The sequence below is a fragment of the Blastomonas fulva genome, assembly GCF_003431825.1.
Classification (GTDB): Bacteria; Pseudomonadota; Alphaproteobacteria; order Sphingomonadales; family Sphingomonadaceae; genus Blastomonas; species Blastomonas fulva.
On the sequence record NZ_CP020083.1, the window covers coordinates 2,625,895 to 2,644,126 of the forward strand.

General features: G+C 64.5%; 16 protein-coding genes. 7 read left to right on the top strand and 9 right to left on the bottom strand.

From position 1 onward, the window contains the following. Positions 1 to 17: 17 nt before the first annotated feature. A complete protein-coding gene (locus tag B5J99_RS12485; protein ID WP_117353488.1) occupies positions 18 to 1,187 on the top strand; it encodes a pyridoxal phosphate-dependent aminotransferase in 1,170 nt (389 codons plus the stop codon). Between the two features lie 38 nt (positions 1,188 to 1,225). Continuing rightward, positions 1,226 to 2,881, top strand: coding sequence for a DUF885 family protein (locus B5J99_RS12490; protein ID WP_117352554.1), 1,656 nt, complete (start codon positions 1,226 to 1,228; stop codon positions 2,879 to 2,881). Positions 2,882 to 2,896: 15 nt separating this feature from the next. On the opposite strand, the gene B5J99_RS12495 is transcribed toward B5J99_RS12490, so the two are convergent. From B5J99_RS12495 to B5J99_RS12520, 6 genes are all read right to left on the bottom strand, one after another. Continuing rightward, positions 2,897 to 3,301, bottom strand: a complete 405-nt coding sequence (locus B5J99_RS12495; protein ID WP_117352555.1) for a RidA family protein — start codon at positions 3,299 to 3,301, stop codon at positions 2,897 to 2,899. A gap of 23 nt (positions 3,302 to 3,324) precedes the next feature. Next, positions 3,325 to 3,813, bottom strand: a complete 489-nt coding sequence (locus B5J99_RS12500; protein ID WP_069049760.1) for a VOC family protein — start codon at positions 3,811 to 3,813, stop codon at positions 3,325 to 3,327. 109 nt (positions 3,814 to 3,922) lie between these two features. Then, entirely contained in the window at positions 3,923 to 5,284 is a 1,362-nt protein-coding gene (locus B5J99_RS12505) for an FAD/NAD(P)-dependent oxidoreductase (RefSeq protein ID WP_162892590.1), read from the bottom strand. Next, entirely contained in the window at positions 5,277 to 5,561 is a 285-nt protein-coding gene (locus tag B5J99_RS12510) for a (2Fe-2S)-binding protein (protein WP_054133085.1), read from the bottom strand. Before B5J99_RS12510 ends, B5J99_RS12505 begins: the two co-directional genes overlap by 8 nt. Next, on the bottom strand, positions 5,558 to 6,733 hold the full coding sequence (locus B5J99_RS12515) for an NAD(P)/FAD-dependent oxidoreductase (RefSeq protein ID WP_117352557.1): 1,176 nt from the start codon (positions 6,731 to 6,733) through the stop codon (positions 5,558 to 5,560). The genes B5J99_RS12510 and B5J99_RS12515 overlap by 4 nt, the downstream gene beginning before the upstream one ends. A 5-nt stretch (positions 6,734 to 6,738) precedes the next feature. Further along, the gene (locus tag B5J99_RS12520) at positions 6,739 to 7,659 is read right to left on the bottom strand and encodes a dihydrodipicolinate synthase family protein (protein WP_054133242.1); all 921 of its coding nucleotides are present in this window, start codon (positions 7,657 to 7,659) and stop codon (positions 6,739 to 6,741) included. Between the two features lie 156 nt (positions 7,660 to 7,815). On the opposite strand from B5J99_RS12520, the gene B5J99_RS12525 reads away from it, so the two are divergent. Then, positions 7,816 to 8,712 (top strand): LysR family transcriptional regulator, encoded by an 897-nt coding sequence (locus B5J99_RS12525; protein ID WP_054133083.1) that lies wholly within the window; start codon positions 7,816 to 7,818, stop codon positions 8,710 to 8,712. A 15-nt stretch (positions 8,713 to 8,727) separates the two neighbouring features. On the opposite strand, the gene B5J99_RS12530 is transcribed toward B5J99_RS12525, so the two are convergent. From B5J99_RS12530 to B5J99_RS12540, 3 genes are read right to left on the bottom strand one after another with little or no spacing between them, the layout of a single operon-like run. Continuing rightward, positions 8,728 to 10,182, bottom strand: coding sequence for a sodium:solute symporter family protein (locus B5J99_RS12530; RefSeq protein WP_117352558.1), 1,455 nt, complete (start codon positions 10,180 to 10,182; stop codon positions 8,728 to 8,730). Next, entirely contained in the window at positions 10,179 to 10,436 is a 258-nt protein-coding gene (locus B5J99_RS12535) for a DUF3311 domain-containing protein (protein WP_054133081.1), read from the bottom strand. Before B5J99_RS12535 ends, B5J99_RS12530 begins: the two co-directional genes overlap by 4 nt. A 2-nt stretch (positions 10,437 to 10,438) precedes the next feature. Continuing rightward, complete coding sequence (locus B5J99_RS12540) at positions 10,439 to 12,244, bottom strand: DUF885 domain-containing protein (RefSeq protein WP_117352559.1); 1,806 nt, start codon at positions 12,242 to 12,244, stop codon at positions 10,439 to 10,441. 266 nt (positions 12,245 to 12,510) lie between these two features. On the opposite strand from B5J99_RS12540, the gene B5J99_RS12545 reads away from it, so the two are divergent. From B5J99_RS12545 to B5J99_RS12560, 4 genes are all read left to right on the top strand, one after another. Further along, on the top strand, positions 12,511 to 13,815 hold the full coding sequence (locus B5J99_RS12545) for an amidohydrolase family protein (protein ID WP_117352560.1): 1,305 nt from the start codon (positions 12,511 to 12,513) through the stop codon (positions 13,813 to 13,815). Between the two features lie 23 nt (positions 13,816 to 13,838). Next, on the top strand, positions 13,839 to 15,095 hold the full coding sequence (locus B5J99_RS12550; protein WP_117352561.1) for an amidohydrolase family protein: 1,257 nt from the start codon (positions 13,839 to 13,841) through the stop codon (positions 15,093 to 15,095). 269 nt (positions 15,096 to 15,364) lie between these two features. After that, complete coding sequence (locus B5J99_RS12555; RefSeq protein WP_245991612.1) at positions 15,365 to 15,850, top strand: hypothetical protein; 486 nt, start codon at positions 15,365 to 15,367, stop codon at positions 15,848 to 15,850. 80 nt (positions 15,851 to 15,930) lie between these two features. Then, on the top strand, positions 15,931 to 18,213 hold the full coding sequence (locus tag B5J99_RS12560; RefSeq protein ID WP_117352562.1) for a TonB-dependent receptor: 2,283 nt from the start codon (positions 15,931 to 15,933) through the stop codon (positions 18,211 to 18,213). Positions 18,214 to 18,232: the final 19 nt, after the last annotated feature.

The window sequence follows — 18,232 nt, forward strand, 5'->3', positions numbered from 1 at the left end:
TCACCGGAGAACAGATTATGAAGTGGCCAGCACAACGCCTGACGTCGGGATCCAAGAAGAGCTTCGGCATGTATGACGAGGCCTCGAAGCTCGATGCGCAGGGGGTGGACCTGATCCATCTGGAGTTCGGACGGCCGCACGCCGATACCCCCGATCACATCAAGCAGGCGACCAAGGCCGCGCTCGATGCGGGCATCGTGCATTATGGCGATTTCCGCGGGACGCTGTCGTTCCGCCAGGCGCTGGTTAAGAAACTGCGCGATTTCAACAAGCTGGATTACGGCGTTGACGAGGTGCTGGTCACCAATGGCCTCACCCACGCCTCGTTCGCGGCGTTCATGGCGGCGATCGATCCGGGCGACGAGGTGATCCTGCTCGATCCGTATTATCCGCAGCACATCGGCAAGACCGAGCTGGCCGGCGGCAAGGTGGTGATCGCCGGGCTCGACAAGGCGAACAACTTTGCCATCTCGAAGGAAAAGATCGCCGAGAAGATCACCGATCGCACGCGGATGATCGTGCTGATCAACCCCGCCAATCCCACGGGCAGGGTCTATACCCGCGACGAGCTGCAGAACGTGGCCGATCTGGCGATCGAGCATGACCTGCTGGTGCTGTCGGACGAGGTCTATGAATACATCACCTACGATCAGGCGCAGCACATCAGCATCGCCAGCCTGCCCGGCATGCGCGAGCGGACGATCACCTGCTTTGCTTTCACCAAGGCCTATTCGATGGATGGCTGGCGCGTCGGCTATGTCACCGCCGATGCAAAGCTCATGCCCGCGATCCTCACCATTGCGATGACCGACGTGACCCACGTAAACGTGTTCGTGCAGGAAGGCGCACGCGCCGCGGTCGAAGGGCCGCAGGATGCGATGCTGGCGATGGTCGAGGCCGATCGGCGCAAGCGCGACATCGTCGTCCAGGCGCTCAACCAGATGCCGGGTGTCACCTGCGCCGCGCCCGAAGCCACGATCTATGCCTTTCCCGACATCAGCGGCACCGGGCGCAGCTCGCAGGACATTGCCATGGCGATCCTGAAAGAGGCGCATGTCGTCGTCGAGGCGGGGAGCTTTTACGGTCCTGCCGGGGAGGGCCATTTGCGGGTGTGCTTCGGATCGGAATCCGAAGCGCGGGTGACCGAGGCGATGGAGCGGCTCAGCCGTTTCTTCAACGCGCTATAACGGATACGATCGATCAGGCCGTCACGACAGGGAGAAAGATGATGAAACTCAAGATGCGTGTGATGGCGGCCTTGCTGGCTCTCCCGATGGTTGCGACGGCGGGGTCTCTTCCGGCCGTGGCGCAAGCTGCGCCTGCGTCCGCCAGCCATGCCGATCTGGTGGCGCTGTACGACGAGTTCCGCGCCTTTGTCGCACCCGAGATGGTCGATGGCCTGCCCGATTACTCGCCCGCTGCAATGGCGCGGCAATATGAAGGGCTGCGCAGCTTTCAGGCGCGGTTGAAGGCGATCGACGACAGCCGCTGGCCGGTCAGCGAACGCGTCGATTACATGGTGGTCCTCGCCGAGATGCGGGGCCTGGAATTCCAGCACCGCGTGATGCAGCCGTGGAAGCGCGACCCTGGCTTCTACAGCGTCACCAATCTGGGCTTCGGGCCCAAGATGCACGGTGCTTTCGGTATTCCCCAGCTTCCGCTCGCTGCCGACAAGGCCAAGGCGCTGGCGGCCAAGCTCGATGCGGTACCCGGCGCGCTGCGCCAGGCACGCGCCAGCCTTACCGACGCGCGCGGCGATCTCGCGCGGTTGGCGATCGTGCAGAAGCGGGTCGAGATGAACGTCTTCGGCGAGCTGGCGGCGTCTGCTGCCAAGCTGCAGCCCGAACTGGTCGAGCCCGCAAAACGCGCCCAGGCCGCCGCCGCAGACTTCAAGGCGTGGCTCGAATCGATCGAAGCCGGGCTTCCCGCGCATGGTGGCGTGGGCAAGGACAACTATGCCTGGTATCTCAAGAACGTGCTGCTGCTGCCGTACACGCCCGAGCAGGTCGAGACCATCGGCGAGCGCGAATATCAGCGGCAGCTCACCTTCCTCAAGATCGAGGAGCACCGCAACCGGGCGATTCCGATGCCCGATCCCGTCACCACGCGCGCTGCGTTCGATGCCAAGCGCAAGGCCGAGGACGAGCATCTGCTCAAGCTGCTGCGCGACGGCGACTGGGTCACCATCCCCGATTATGTCGAGCATGATCCCGAAGAGGGGCCATATCAGTTCCCGTTCGATCGCGACCCTTCCAAGCCCGGGTTGTTCGACCCGCCGCTCAACCTCCATTTCTTCTTCCAGGCCGAGTTCCGCGACGGGCTGCCGCTGCGCGCGCACAACCTTCCCGGGCATATGTTCGATTCGCTCCAGGCCGCGCGCGATACGCGCCCGGTGCGTGGAAAGCCGCGGCTGTTCTTCGTCAACGGCCTGCGCAATGAAGGCTGGGCGTTCTACATGGAAGAGATGATCCTGCAGGCCGGGATGCTCGAGGACAGGCCCAAGACGCGCGAGATCGATTATATCCTGGGCGCCAAGCGCGCGGCGCGGATCATTCCCGAAATCCGGATGCAGGCCAATGAATGGACCTGGCAGCAGGCCAATGAATCGCTGATCGCGCGCACGCCCAAATGGATGAAGCCCGGCGATGCCGTGGCGCAGTTCGATATCGAATTGTACCTGCGCCAGCCGGGCTATGGCATTGGCTACTATATGGGCAAGGTCGAGCTCGAAAAGCTGCTCGCCGATGTCGCGATGCAGAAAGGCGAGGCGTTCGACATCAAGTCGTTCCACGACCGCTTCCGCGCGGCAGGATCGATCCCGATCTCGCTGATCCGCTGGGAAATGACCGGGCGCGACGACGAGATCAAGGGTCTGCGCTGACTCCTGGCACTGCGGTCAGTCGATGACCGCAGTAGCCTCGATCTCGATCAGAAAGTCCGGCAGGGCGAGGGCCTGAACCCCGATGACGGTGTTGGGCGCGGGGGTGGCGCCGTCATAGAATGCGCCCACTTCGCCCAGAACCGGGCCCAGCTTGTCGGGGCTATGCCCGACGATATAGGTGCGCAGGCGAACGATGTGCGCTGGCGTCGCGCCGACCTCGGCAAGCACCTGCTTGAGATTTGCCAGCGCCTGACGCGTCTGCGCGGCAAGATCATCGCCGCCGACCAAGTTGCAGTCCTTGTCCCAGGCGACCTGTCCGGCAAGGTGCACCGTGCGGCCTCCTGAATGGATCGACGCGTGCGAAAAGCCATAGCCGACAGCGTCGTACATTCCGGCGGGGTTGATCTTGGTGTTGGTCATGCGCTGTTCCTTAGGTGCGGGTGTCAGTCGACGATCTCGAGCTGGTGCCCGAACGGATCGAGCACATAGACATTCTTCTTGCCCGCCAGCGGCCCGGCATCGATGTGGATGATCTCGAGCGGGGTGCAGCCATAAGCGGTCAGATAGGCGAGCGCCTTGTCGACATCATCGACCTTGAGCCCGAGATGATGCCCGCCGCGATCGCAGTTGCGCGGCAGGTCGGTGCGGCGATCGTCGGGCTTGTCATATTGGACCAGCTGAAAGTTCATGTTGTCGGTGAGCTTCATCATCACCAGCGTCATCCGCGCACCGGGCACCCCGACATGGCTCGCCATCCAGTCGATGCCCTGGTCATCGACCGGCATATCGGCGGCATCAAGCGGGCCCATCCGGAACAGCTCCTCCGCGCCGATGACGTCGCGGTAGAAGGCCAGCGCCGCCTCCAGATCCGGGACGGTCCACGAGATGTGGTCAACCGAGAGGAATACAGGCTTTTCGGGTGCTGGTGTCATGCGCGTGTCCCCATGTTGCGAGGGCCCATATTGCGGCGCAAGGTGCGCGCCTGCAACGCAATGAACACGGAAAAGTCGTTGCCGGCAACGCAATGATCGCGACCCCGGGTCATTGCGGCGGCAACAGGTCGGCGATCGCCACCGGGCGCGCCGGAAAGCGTGCGGTGAAGCCCGCCTGCGCGGGTCCCCCGGCAGCGGCGATCATCCTGAGCAAGCTGGGCTCGCAATTGCGCCCCTGGCACGCGCCCATGCCGCAGCGGGTGGCAAGCTTGATCGCGTTGGCGGACTGGCAGTGAGCCAGTTGGACGGCGATGGAGGCCTGATCGACATCCTCGCAGCGGCAGATGATCGTGTCGGCCGACGGTGCGGGAAGATATGCGGTGGGATCGGCAACATCATCGAGCAGCGCGGCGAAGGCGCGATGCTGGGCGAGGTCGCGGCGCAGCTGGCGTGCAGCGGTTTCGGCAGCGTCAGGCGAGATCAGCCCCAGATCGAGCGCGATGCCGATCCCGGCCAGCGCACCTCCGGCAGCTGCGGCTGCGGCGCCCGCAACGCCGGTGGTTTCTCCCGCCGCAAAAAGGCCCGGCACCGTTGTGCGCATGAAATCGTCGTGCTTGCACGCCCAGCCTCCCGCCGGACCCGCTGCTGCCATCTGCGCGCCCGCCATGCGCGGCAACGCAGATTGCGGCACGAAGCCATAGCACAGCCCGACCGCGTCGCAGTCGATCGCCCCGCCGCTGGTCTGCGCCCCCGAGACGCGATCGGTGCCGGTCAGCGCCTCGAGCGAGGTTCCGTAGCGGACCGGCGTTCCCGCCCGCGCCAGCGTCTTCACCGCGCCTGCGGTCGCCAGCAGATCGGGGGCGCGGCGCAGGGCTGCTGCCGGATGGCGGGCGAGCGCCGCGATCATCGCGCTGCGCGGTTGCGCGAACAGCACAGCTGCGACCGATCCTCCCGCAGCGACGATCTGCGCGGCGATGATCAACTGCAGCGGATGCGTTCCGGCGAGCAGGACGCGCTTGCCCACCAGCAATTGCTGTCCCTTGATGAACGCCTGGATGCCGCCCGCCGCAGAGACACCGGGCAACGTCCAGCCGGGAAGCGGCACGGCCAGGTCGTGGCATCCCGCAGCGATCAGGATGTGCCGTGCGGCGACGGTTGTGGCGCCATCGGGGCCCATGGCGATGATCGATCCGCTCTGCAGCCCGATCACCGAATGCCCGCCCAGCCACTGGACGCCATCCAGCGCCTGGAACCTTTCGAGCAGCTGCTTGAGCGGCCGGTAGCTGCGTTCCTGAAGCCAGCCGCGCACCGCAATGCGGGCAGGGGGCTGGCGCAGGATTTGCCCGCCCGGCCGGGGTTGTTCATCGATAACGACAAGCGAAAGGCTGCGTCCGGCGAGCGCCAACGCAGCGGCCTGGCCCGCAGGTCCTCCGCCGATGATCGCCACATCGCATTCGATCCGGTCAGCCACGGGTGGAGACCTCCATGCCGTCTGCTGCAGGCGCAAGGCAGGCGCGCACCCGGCGGCCGGTGGCGAGATCGGTCACCAGGCATTCGTAGCAGCTGCCCATGTTGCACAGCAGCCCGCGCGGGCGGCCACGCTGGTCGGTGCGGAAGGCATCGAGCCCGCCCGCGAGCATTGCGGTCGCCACCGTCTCGCCGGCAAAGCACGCGACCGGCTGGCCGTCGACCAGGATCGCGATCGGCTCGCCGCGCTCGACATCCTGCGTGATCCGCTCGGCGCTCATCCCATGAATCCGTTCAAATGCTCGAACCTTGCCGGAGAAAGCAGCGACAGCTCGTCTGCGTCTCCTCCCATCATCGCATCGGCCATCAGCCGCGCAAAGGTGAGACCGAGCGTGAACGCCGATCCCCCTGCCGCGACCCACAACCCGGGCATGCGCGGCACCGGGCCGACGATCGGCAGCTGGTCGGATGTGATAGCGGTGACCCCGGTCCAGCTGCGGATCAGGTTGAGCCGGGTGACGCCTGGCACCACGTCGCGCGCCGCCAGCAGATTGCCGATCAGCGACTCCGGGATCATCTGTGCCCTGGCCGAAAGGTCGAACCCGCCGTTGCTGGTCTGCGCGAGCCGCGAGGGCCAGCCGCCACCGATCAGCAGATTGCCCGCGTGTGTCTGCTTGAGCGACAGCCGGCGCCCGACATGCTGCACCAGATGCGGCACCATCGGTGGAACGCGCTCGGTGGCGTTCATCAGCAGCGCCACCGGATAGATCGGCATGTGAATGTTGATCAGCGCGCAGATATCCGCGCTCCACGCGCCTGCCGCCACCAGCAGCTGGTCGGCGGACAGGGCAAGCCCGTGGCCTCGGATGACGAACCTTCCGCCCTCGCGCGCGATCGTCTGGACGCGGGTACCCGTGCGAACCGTGGCCCCTTCGCGCTTGATCGCTTCGGCGAGCGCGGGCGTGATCGCACGCGGATCGGCATGCCCCTCATCGGCCGAGAAGTTCGCCGCCAGAATGCCGGGCGAGAGATAGGGGGCGATCGCGCGCGCCTCGTCGCCATCCAGCGTGCGCACCGCCAAACCCTCACGGCTTTCGCGCGCGGCCTTGGTCTCGAGCAGCGCGACCTGTTCGGCGGTTTCGGCGACCATCAGCCCGCCGTGCATCGCGACATGCAGATCGGCACCAAGCTCCTGCTCGATCGTCCGCCAGTCGATGACCGCGTGGCGGCTGAGCGCGACGATCTGCGCGCCCTGCTCGGCAAGGGCGTCGCCGTTTTCGAGAAAGCGGCGCTCAATCTGGAAATGCAGCGACCCGGCGTTCTGGCCCGAGGCGCCCGCATTGATGTCACCGGCCTCGACCAGCACCACCGAGGCGCCCTTGCGCGCGAGCTGCCAGGCCGTCGCACAGCCGACCAGCCCGCCTCCGATGATTGCTACGTCCGCCCGCTCCATCGATCCTAGATGCGCCCGAGCGTGGCCAATGTCTCCCGGATTCGTTCGACATCCTGCGCGGATACGTCCTGCAGCGGCGGGCGGACATAGCCGCCGGGGAGGCCCTGGACGTTGAGCGCAGCCTTGAGGATGGCAGGCCCGGACCCGAACCGCCCGACCAGTTCGGGCGTGTACCACGCATCGAGGATCAGCCGGTCCTTGCGGCCGCACTCGCGCGCAGCGGCAATATCGCCTGCCCACAGATGATTGTAGAAATCGGCATGGATCCGCCCCAGCACGCCGCCGGCGCCCATCGTGCCGTCGCCGCCGCGCGATTCGAGCAGCGCCAGACCATGCTCGTCCATCGCATGGCCGAAGATGCGCAATTCGTCCTTGAGCGCGAAGAAGGTGTCGAGGAACTTGCGCAGGTCGCTGGTAGATTGCTTGATCGCGACGACATTGTCGAGCCCGGCGATGCGCTTGAGCAGGTCGAGCGGCATGTCGATGCCGGTGCCCGGGGGCCAGTTGTACACGCAGATCGGCAGCCGGCTCCGTGCCGAAATGTCGCGATAGAAGCCGAAGATCTCGTCGGGAAGCGGCCGGTAATACGGCGGTGGTGTCACCACGATGCCGTCAAAGCCGCTATCTGCGGCGTGATCGGCGAGGTCCAGCACTCGCTCGGCGGTGAACGCGGTGCACCCGGCGAGCAGCGGCAGCTTGCCGCCGAGCTGGTTGCCTGCCGCCGAGAACAGCGTCTTGCATTCCTCGGGCGACATGCTGGGCCATTCGCCGGTCGTCCCGGCGATGAGGAGCCCGTGCATCCCTTCACTGTGGAGCCATTCGAGCAGCGTGCCCAACGCGGAGAGATCGAGATTGCGATCCACATCGAACGGTGTGGTGATCGCCGGGATATATCCCTGCCAACTGGCGCGCGATCTTTTGTTCATCAATTCGGCTCCCCTGTTCCGGACATACAGCATAGCACCCCGATAGGCCAAGCTGCCTTGGCAGCAAGGACATCAAAATACGAAAATGGTTGCGTTTATCGCAACGAATGGCATTTTGAGTTCCAGATTTGCAACGGTTGCCAAGGAACTGCGAGAATGTGGGACAATGCGCTGCACTATTTTTACGAGGCCGCAAACCTCGGCTCGATGCGTCTGGCGAGCGACAAGATCGGGGTCGCCACCTCATCGATCAGCCGCCAGATCGCGCAGCTGGAAAGCGAGATGGGTATCGCGCTGATCGAGCGTGGCCGTCGCTCGATCCGGCTGACCGAGGCGGGGCAGCTGGCGTTCGATTATCACAAGAACCAGATGGCCGACCGGGAGGCGCTGCTCAACCGCATCCAGGAACTGCGCGAGGTCAAGTCCGGACGGATTGATCTGGCGATCGGCGAGGGGTTCTTCGGACCCTCGTTCACCGCGCTGATCGAGAGCTTCCAGCGGCGCAATCCGGGGATATCGATCACCGTCACCAGCTGTGCCAGCTCCGAGATCATCCGCATGGTGCTCGACGACGAGGCGCATATCGGCATGATTCTGCACACGACGAGCGAACCCAAGATCCGCACGCGCAGCACGGTGGAACAACCGCTGATGGTGCTGTGCGCGCCCAATCATCCTGCGGCTGCGATGGAGGCGCTGACCATCGCCGATCTCGGCCGCTTCGATCTGTGCCTGCCGCCGCAGGGGTTCCGCATCCGCAGCACCTTGAACCACGCCGAAAAGCGCGCGCAGGTGTGGCTTGAGCCGCGGTTGGTCACCACATCGATCCAGATGATGCGCGAGATCGCCAAGGCCGGGCGCGCGCTGACCGTGCTGCCGCGAATTTCCGCGCTGGCCGAGCTCGACGAAGGCAGTCTGGTCGCGCGGCCGTTGCTCGACGACGCCATCGAGCACAGCACGGTGAGCCTGATCCACCGGCTGGGCCGCCAGCTCGAGGGCGCGCCCGCGCGGTTGATGGGGGTGCTGGAGACGCGGCTGAAGAGCTGGAGCTGATGCCAAGATTTCGGCTCAGGCAGGCTGCGCTGCAAGCGCTACGCGTCGCGGCCAGACAAGGCAGACGGCTGCGGTCACCACAGCGTTGATGGCCATCGCCACCAGCCCATGATCCCATTCGGGCAGCAGCGCACTCCACAGCGTCTGTGCCTGCGGCAACAGCAGCGCGGCATAGCCGACCACGATCCCCGCCAGCACGCCCCAGGCATGCACGCGCGGCCAGAGGAAGGCGAAATACACACCCGGCGCGAGCATGCCGATCGCGGCATACGCTGATAGTCCGATCTCGACCAGTGATCGCGACCCCCCCAAAGTGAGCCACACCGCGATCGCGGCAAACACGATCATCGACATCCGCGAGGCGAGCAGCGAGGCGCGGTCGGACAGGCTTGGCATCATCGGCAGCAGGATGTTGCGGCTGAAAATCGATCCCGCGGTGAGCAGCAGCACCGATCCCGGAACCAGCGCGAGCAGGCACGCGGTGCCCGCAAAGATGCCGATCGCCCAGGGCGGGTACCGGTCCGACACGAACTGCAGCAGCACCGCATTGGTATCGCCGCCCTCGGGCTGGGTGCCTGCAAGCAGCGCGGCCAGCCCCAGCAGGATGATGAAGAAATAGGACAGGGAATACAGCGGCTGCCAGATCGCGTTGCGCCGGATGGTTGCCTCTGTCCCGGCGGAAAAACACAATTGAAACAGGTGCGGCAAAATCCAGTTGCCCAGCGCAACATTGAGCGCGGCGGTCATCAGCCAGATGGTCGAGAGACCGGCCTCGGGCTGCAATCCGGGCAATCGGCCGATGCCGGGATACTGATCCTGCGCCAGGCGGTAGACATCGAGCATCGAGGTGGCACCGACCTTTGAGGCAACGGTAATGCACAGGGAAATCACGATCACCACCATCAGCACGTCCTTGACCCCGGCGGCAAACGCAGCGGATCTCAGGCCTGCGAAATAGACGAAGGCCAGCATCACCACCGCGGCGATCAACGCTGCTGCGATGGTCGAGACCTCTGGCCCCAAAGTGAGGCGCACGATCAGGCTGAGCGCGACGATCTGGATCTGGACATAGACGACCAGCGCGGCGATCCCGGCGATGCCGACGACCACGCCGAGCCAGGTTGCGTTGTAATGGCTGGCAAAGAAATCCGCCTGGGTCACCAGGGCAAACCTGCGGCCAGCGTTCCAGATGTTGGGCATCAGCCAATAGCCGATGGTCGCCGACAGCGAGACCGAGGTCAGCGCAAGATAGGCCGGCGCTCCATGCGCCCAGGCGAAGCCCGATATGCCCAGCACAGCAAAGGTCGTGTAGATCTCGCCCGCGTTCAGGAACCAGAACACCAGCACGCCAAAGCGGCGCCCGCCTACTGCCCAGTCGGCCAGCGTCTTGGCCTTGGCATGCCGCCGCGCCGAAAGCAGCGCGCCCGCCATCGTTCCCAGCACCACCGCCAAGGTCAGCGCGAGGATCATGCGGCTTCTCCCGTGGCCGGGGTGTCATCATCCGGGCCCTCGAACTCGGGGTGCTTGCTGTCGATCGAGAAGATGAAGGCGATGACCAGCGACGTGATCACGATCCCCGCCATTTGCCACACCATCGGGAAGGGCAGCGAGAACGGTCGCCAGGCGATGTCGTTGACCAGCGGAATGCCGCCGATCTGCCAGAGGAACGGGATCAGCAGCAGCCAGCGATGGCGGCGTGAAACCGCCGGGGAAGCAGGCGCCATGCTCAGGCCTTTCCGCCGCCCGCGGTGATCCAGCTGCGGATCTTCGCGTCGAGCACGTCCATCGGCAGCGCGCCGGTGGAGAGAACCTGATGGTGATAGTCGCGGATATCGAAGCGCGGGCCCAGCGCCTTGGCGGCGGCAGTGCGCAGTTCGCGGAATTTCAGCTCGCCGATCTTGTACGAACAAGCCTGGCCGGGATAGGCGATATAGCGGTCGATCTCGACCACCACGTCGCGCGGTGCCATCGAGGTGCTGGCGAGCATATAATCGATCGCCTGCTGCCGACCCCAGCGCTTGGCATGGATGCCGGTATCGACCACCAGCCGCACCGCGCGCAGCATTTCCATGTCCAGATGTCCGAACAGCTGCATCGGATCGGTGAACATGCCGAGCTCCGACCCCAGCGATTCGGCATACAGCCCCCAGCCTTCGGTATAGGCGGTCGCCTGGCCGTGGCGCAGCAGCGGCGGCAGGTCGGCATTCTCGGCCGCGAGCGTCAGCTGGAAATGGTGGCCCGGAATGCCCTCGTGCAACGTCAGCGTCTCGAGCGTCGGGATCGGCCGGGTGCCCAGCATCGACATGTTGAAGAACAGGATTCCTGGCGACACGCCATCGGGCGGGCCGACGCGGTAATAGCCGGTGCCGCGCTGGTCGCCCAGTGCGGGCAGCGGGCGGACCTCGAACGGCGCCTTGGGCCTTGCGTGGAACAGCCGCGGGATCGCCGGCCAGATCCGCTCCTCGATCGCCTTGAACCGGCCGAGCAGCTCTTCCGGCGTCTTGCAGTAATAGCGCGGGTCGGTGCGGACATGCTCGAAGAATGCCTTGAGGTCGCCGTCGAAGCCGACCTTGGCGCGCACCGCCTCCATCTCCGCACGGATGCGCGCGACTTCGGAAAGGCCGAGCTGGTGGATGTCGTCGGCCGAGCGCGTGGTCGTGGTATGCCGCGCCAGATCCCAGGCATAAAGCGCATCGCCGCCCTTCATCGCCCACAGCCCCGGCGCTTCGGGCGCATCGGGCAGATAGGTGTCGCGCAGATAGGTCGCCCAGCTGCGATAGGCGGGGTAGACCTTGCCTTCCACCGCCGCGCGGAACGTCGCGGTGATCCGCTTGCGCTCGTCGGCTGCAATGCTGTCGGGCATGCGGGTAATGCCCGTCCAGAACGGGCTCTGCTCCACCGGCAGCTTCAGCATCGCATCGACCTGCGCCAGCACGTTGGCGACGATCACCTTGGGCTGCAGATAGCCCTGGGCGCGGCCCTGCTTCAGCCGGGCGATCGTGCTGTCCATGTACCCGACAAAGCCATCGATCCTCACCAGCGCCGCGTCGTAATCCGCAGGTGTCGCAAAGGGCGCGGCCCCGCTCGAGAGGAAATCGGGGAACTCGATGTGCAGCCCGAACGAGGGGTTGAGCGGCGCCATGCGCTGGACCTCGAACAGTCCGCTGTCGAACAGGGTCAGCGTCTGCCGGGTCTGATAGTCGAACACGTCATATGCGATGCGATCGGCTGCGGGCAGGCCGGTGCGATCGATCGCCTTGAGATCGGCCAGCGCAACCACTTTGTTGGCGCGCAACGCCTTGGCGTAATCATCGCCCAGCGGATCGACGAACAACGCGCCTGCGCTCTTGCCCGTGCGCGCGGCGCGCAGCGGGTTGAGCGCGGCATCGGCGGCCTCGCTGCGTTCGAGCAACGCGCGCAACGCCTGGGACGCGGACGAACCCTGCGCCATAGCGGGCAGCGGCGTCAGCGTGCTGGCGGCCATCGCGCCGATCAGCGTCCGGCGCGAGAGTTGGAAAGACGGACTGTGCATGGCGGGTCCCCGAGTTGCTTTTCGCTTGTTGCTGATCGTGTCGCACCAGCGCAATAATGCAAGCCGGAGAGGCGGGAGGGTGCAAAACCCCGTGAAAGAGCCAAAAGCGCGGTAATCCGGGCATTTGCAAGGCATGTCGTTGTCTTTGGCGTAGCCTTATCGTCGTTACGTTGCGTCTGGCGCAATGAATTTGCGCGGTCTAGCGCATTGTTTTCCACAGCCATTGCCTCAGGCTTGGCGCCACACACCTATGGAGGGTCCCGAAAATGAATCGACCGCATGTCTTGGCTGCCTTTGCCGCAAGTCTGGGGCTGGCCGCCACTCCGGTTGCAGCCCAGCCGCGGGCCGATGCGCCCGTGATGACCGCGCTGGTCGGCGGCTCGGTGGTCGACATCGACAGCGGTGCATCGATCCGCGATGCGGTGGTGCTGATCGAGGGCGAGAAGATCGTGCGCGTCGGCCCGTCCGCGAGCATCGCGGTGCCGCCGTCCGCCAAGGTCGTGCGGATGGACGCCAAGTGGCTGGTGCCGGGTCTGATGAACATGCACGTCCATTTCGGGCTGAAGCTACCCGGTGCCGAGGGTGCCGAGCTGATGAACGAGAAGGATGGCGAACAGATCCTGCGGATGGCGGCGAACGCGCACCGCACTTTGCTCGCCGGGGTGACCACGGTGCGCCTGACGGCCGAGGACCGCGGGCTCGACTTCATGCTCAAGCGCGCCATCGGCAAGGGGCAGGCGATCGGGCCGAGGATCGAATCGGCAGGTGAGCTGATCGTGCCCACGGGCGGTCATGGCTCGCTCGAGGCCGACGGCCCCGCCGAGCTGAGCAAGGCGGCGAGGCTGCAGATCAAGGCCGGCGCCAGCTGGATCAAGATCGCGATTTCGGGCGGCATATCGGACACCCATGGCGATATCTCCGCCGCGCCGATGACCGATTCAGAGCTCTCGACGATCATCGAGGTCGCGCATCGCAACGGCGTCAAGGTGACCGCGCACAACGGCTCATCCGAGGCGGCGATGCAGGCGCTCAAGTTCGGAGTGAACTGCTTCGAGCATGGCTATCACCTCAACGATCAGGTTCTCACCGAGATGAAGAAACAGGGGACATGGCTGGTCCCGACCATCGTGGTCAGCCAGCCCGGTGCCTATGAGTTCTATCGCAAGATCGGTTCGCCCGAATGGTATCTGGAACGGGTCGCATCGACCGGCAAGGACCATTGGGCGGTGCTGCAAAAGGCGATCCGCATGGGGGTCAACGTCGCGCTGGGGACTGATCAGTTCCCGTTCGAGCCCAATGGCGGCACCACCGCCACGGTGGCCGAGGCCGAGCTCTACCACAAGGCAGGCATGACGCATCTGCAGGCGCTGCAGGCAGCCACCATCCGTCCGGCGGCGATGCTGGGTGTCGACAAGGTCGTCGGGCGCATCACCGCCGGCCAATATGCAGATATCGTCGCGGTCGCAGCCGATCCCACCAAGGACATTTCGGCGCTGCGCACGCTCGACTTCGTGATGAAGGGCGGGGTGATCTATCGCAACGATACCGCGCCTGAAACCATCGCGCACTGAACCGGTCACACAAGGGACGCCCCATGAAATATCCTCTGCTCGCCTTCACCGCCTTGTGTGCCACGCTTGCCTCGCCTGCCTCTGCGGAGACGATTGCGCTGGTCGGCGGCACGGTCGTCGATCTCGCCGGCAAGGCGCCGATCCGCGATGCGGTGGTGGTGATCGAGGATGAGCGCATCCAGGCGATCGGGCCGCGCGCTTCGACCAGCGTGCCATCCGGCGCCAGGGTGATCCCGATGGAAGGCCGCTGGCTGATCCCCGGGCTGATGAACATGCATGTCCACCTCGCGCTCAACCTTCCGGGGGCATCGCGGATCTACAACGAAACCCCCGATTCAATGGTGCTGCGCTCGCTCGACAACGCGCAGAAGTCGCTGCACTCGGGGGTCACCACCATCCGCCTGACCGGATCGGACGCGGGGGTCGATTTCACGCTCAAGCGCGCGATCGATGCCGGGATGTTCGATGGCCCGCGCATCCACACAGCAGGATCTTCGATCGTCGCCACCGGCGGGCATGGCAAGACCGAGGTCAACGGCCCGGCCGAGTTCTCGCGCGCCGTCCGCGAGCAGGTGAGGGCCGGGGCCACCTGGATCAAGCTGGGCATATCGGGGGGCATTTCCGACACGCATGGCGATATCGGGGCATCCCCCTTTACCGATGCCGAGCTGACCACTGCGATCGAGGTCGCGCATCGCAACGGGGTCAAGGTCACCGGCCATACCGGCTCGCCGATCGCGTCCGAGGTCGCGATCGATGCAGGGATCGACGCGTTCGAGCATGGCTATTTCCTGACCCCGCCGGTGCTCAAGAAGATGAAGCAGAAGGGGGTGTGGTTCATCCCGACGATCGTCGTGTCGCAGAGCGGCGCCAAGGAATTCTACCGCAAGATCGGCTCGCCGCCCTGGTATCTCGACCGGGTGGATTCGGTCGGCAAGGCGCATATCCAGTCGCTGCGCGATGCGATTGCCGCAGGCGTCAGCATCGCGCTGGGGACGGACCAATATCCTTGGGAGCCCAATGAAGGCACTACGGCGACGGTGCGCGAGGCGGAGATCTATGTCGATGCCGGTATGACACCCGCACAGGCGCTGCGTGCAGCCACGATCGAGCCTGCAAGGATGCTGGGCGTCGACAACGAAGTCGGTGTGCTCAAGGCCGGCTATTATGCCGACATCGTCGCACTTGATGCCGACCCCACCGCCGACATCGCCGCGCTGCGCACCATCGGGTTCGTGATGAAGGGCGGCAAGGTGATTCGCGATGATCGCCAGCGTTGAGGCGGCTTGGGCAAGCTCGGGAAGCCGACTGGCCTGTCGAACAACGTACTGAATAAAAACAGATTGTCAGTGCGCTGAAAGACGCAGCTGTTTCTCCGTGGGAGGCAGTTTGGCTCGGCCAGTCCAACGATATCGCGTCTAGTTTGCATCCAGCGCAACGAAAGCGGATTTACAATGTTGTTGAAACAACGCTTCAACTGACGGACACTTCACGTAACGGCACGGTCAATCGGTCGCCGATCAAGCAACAAAATTACAGGGAGCCTCATGTGAAGAAAACGCTGCTCGTCGCCTCCATCGTCGTCGCCTTTGGCATGGCGACGCCCGCCATGGCGCAGGACAAGCCCGCGACCGATATCGTCTCGAAAATGTTCATCTGGTGGAACGAGGCGTTCAAGACGCCCGGTGCCTATACGCCCGAAAATTTCTCCAAGTTCTTCACGCCTGAAGCCACTCTGGTGCTCGAAGGTCGCACCGTCATCAACGGCGTGGACCAGTGGGCGACCCATTTCCAGAAGATCCAGTCGGGCGGCGGCGATGTCGAGATCGTCGTGCCGTTCAAGGATGTCTTCGAGGCCAAGGACCGCGTGTACACCTATCACGTCATCCGCTCGCGGCGCGATGGCAAGACGGGCTGCTCGCTCGCGGCAGGCCACGCAGAGCTCAAGGGCGGCAAGATCGCCTCGATCGTTCTGGTGCGGCACACGCTCGAAGCGGGCAAAGACCCGCTCGACGCCCAGTGCTGGACGGACTGACACCTTAAAGCTGCGACTTCGGAGAGGATTGGATCATTGGAACCGGCGGATATCACCGCCGGCGAAGAGGGGGTTTTGACATGACATACAGCATCTATCGCACGCGCGGCGCTCGCCGTTTCACCATCAGCGCTGCCGCAACGGCGTTGATCGCAGGTCTTTCGGCCATGCCCGCTTATGCCCAGGAGGCTGAGGAATCGGTGGGCGCCAACGACATCGTCGTCACCGCGCAGCGCCGCGAGCAGAGCCTGCAGGATGTGCCGATCGCGATCACCGCGCTCAGCGCCGAGACGATCAAGAACCAGAACATCCAGAGCGTCGAAGACTATTTCGCGATGACGCCGAATGTCAGCTTCCAGTCCAACGGTTCGCGCGACCGCAAGGATCTCGCGATCCGCGGCATCTCGAACCAGCTCAACCCCTTTGCCGATGTGCGCCAGTCGAGCTACGCCTTCTATGTCGACGAGTTCAACGTCGCGGCGGGCACCAGCAACCCGCAGATCGTCGATCTGGAGCGGATCGAGATCCTGCGCGGGCCGCAGGGCACCTATTTCGGCCGGAACGCGGTGGGCGGCGCGATCAACGTCATCACCAAGAAGCCCGTCGACAGGTTCGAGGGCGAGTTCGAGGTCGGGTACAGCAGCTTCGACACCAAGCGTGCGCAGGGCGTGATCAACGTGCCGATCATCCCCGGTGTCCTCGCGTTGCGCGCATCGGGCCAGTTCGAGAAGTCCGACGGCAATATCCGCAACATCAACCGGATCGGCGGCGGCAACGACAGCGAATATTATACGGGCCGCGTCCAGCTGCGCTTCACTCCGATCGACGATCTCACCTGGGATTTCATGTACAATTATTCGGATGAAGAGGTGGGCATGCGCAACGGCGTGCCGACCGGCTTCGTCACCCGCACCTGGGCCTCGGTCTATTATGGCAGGACCGCCGGGCTGATCGGCGATCCCGATGGCGTCGGCTTCTTCCCGCAGAACAACAGCCGCGTGAACTTCAACCGCCCGCAAAGCGTCGGCACCAAGTTCGAATATTTCAGCACCCGCGCGGTGTGGGATTTCGGCATTGCAGAGCTGACGGCGGTCGGTGGGCATCTTGTCGCTGATTCGTTCAACTTCGGCGATGTCGATGGCGGCAGCCGCGACTTCTTCTATGAAGACCTGGTGCTCACCCGCAAGTCGACCAGCGGCGAACTGCGGCTGCAATCGACGGGCACACAGGTGTTCGACTGGAGTATCGGCACGTCGCTCGGCAAGGACACCGGCGTCAGCGACCAGTCCACCTTCCACGGCGCGGCCAGCCCGTTGTGTCCTGCTGCACGGGCGGGCAATTGCAGCGGGCTCGAGGTGACAGGCGCCGACGGCAACAGCTCCAGCCGCTATTTCGCGATCTTCGCGCAGGGCACGGTCAACTTCTCCGAACAGTTCTCCGCCACCGCGGGCCTGCGCTATTCGTGGGAAAAGGTCACCAACGTCTCGCAGACCCGGTCGAACACGATCGTCACCGGCAACAACGACCGCGCTGCCGATTTCGAGGATCTGTCGCCCAAGTTCACGCTGACCTACAAGCCCAACACCGATCTCATGTTCTTCGCCACCGCCTCGCGCGGGTTCAAGTCGGGCGGCACGCAAACCACCAACAGCGCAGCGCTGACCAACGAGTTCACGCCCGAAACGCTGTGGAACTATGAATTCGGCTCGAAGTTCAATCTGTTCGACAACCGTCTGCGGGTCGACATCACCGCCTTCTACATGGACTGGAAGGATGTGCAGCAGACCATCCGCTTCCAGTTCATCGATCCGGCCACGGGGCTGCTGCGCGGGGTGAGCGGCATCGCCAACGCGGCCTCGGCGGAAAGCTATGGTATCGAAGCAAGCTTCGACGCGCGGCTGACCGACAACTGGAATCTCAGCGGCAATGTCGGATACAACAAGACCAAATATGTCGATTATCCCAATGCGCTGATCGACGGCGTGATCATCGACATTTCGGGCGAGGACCTCACCAACGCGCCGCAGTGGACGCTGGGTGCGCAGACCCAGTATACCGTGCCGATCGGCGAGCGGTTCGAGGCCTTTGCGCGCGCGGAATGGAATTTCCGCTCGTCGATGATCTCCAACCCCTTCTATTATCTCTACCAGAACGTCGCGGGCGAACCGTTCGAAAGCCCCAGCTATCACAACGTCAACCTGCGCCTCGGCATCGAGGACGAAAACATCCGCGCGGTGATCTTCGTCGAGAACCTGTTCAAGGCGGATTTCTATGCCAATGCCTATGAAAAGGCGTTCTACAGCGGCGTACAGGTCGAGCCTTCGTTCCGCGTCTTCGGCGCGAGCCTGGGCTACAAGTTCTGACATCGCCCGAGGGGACGGC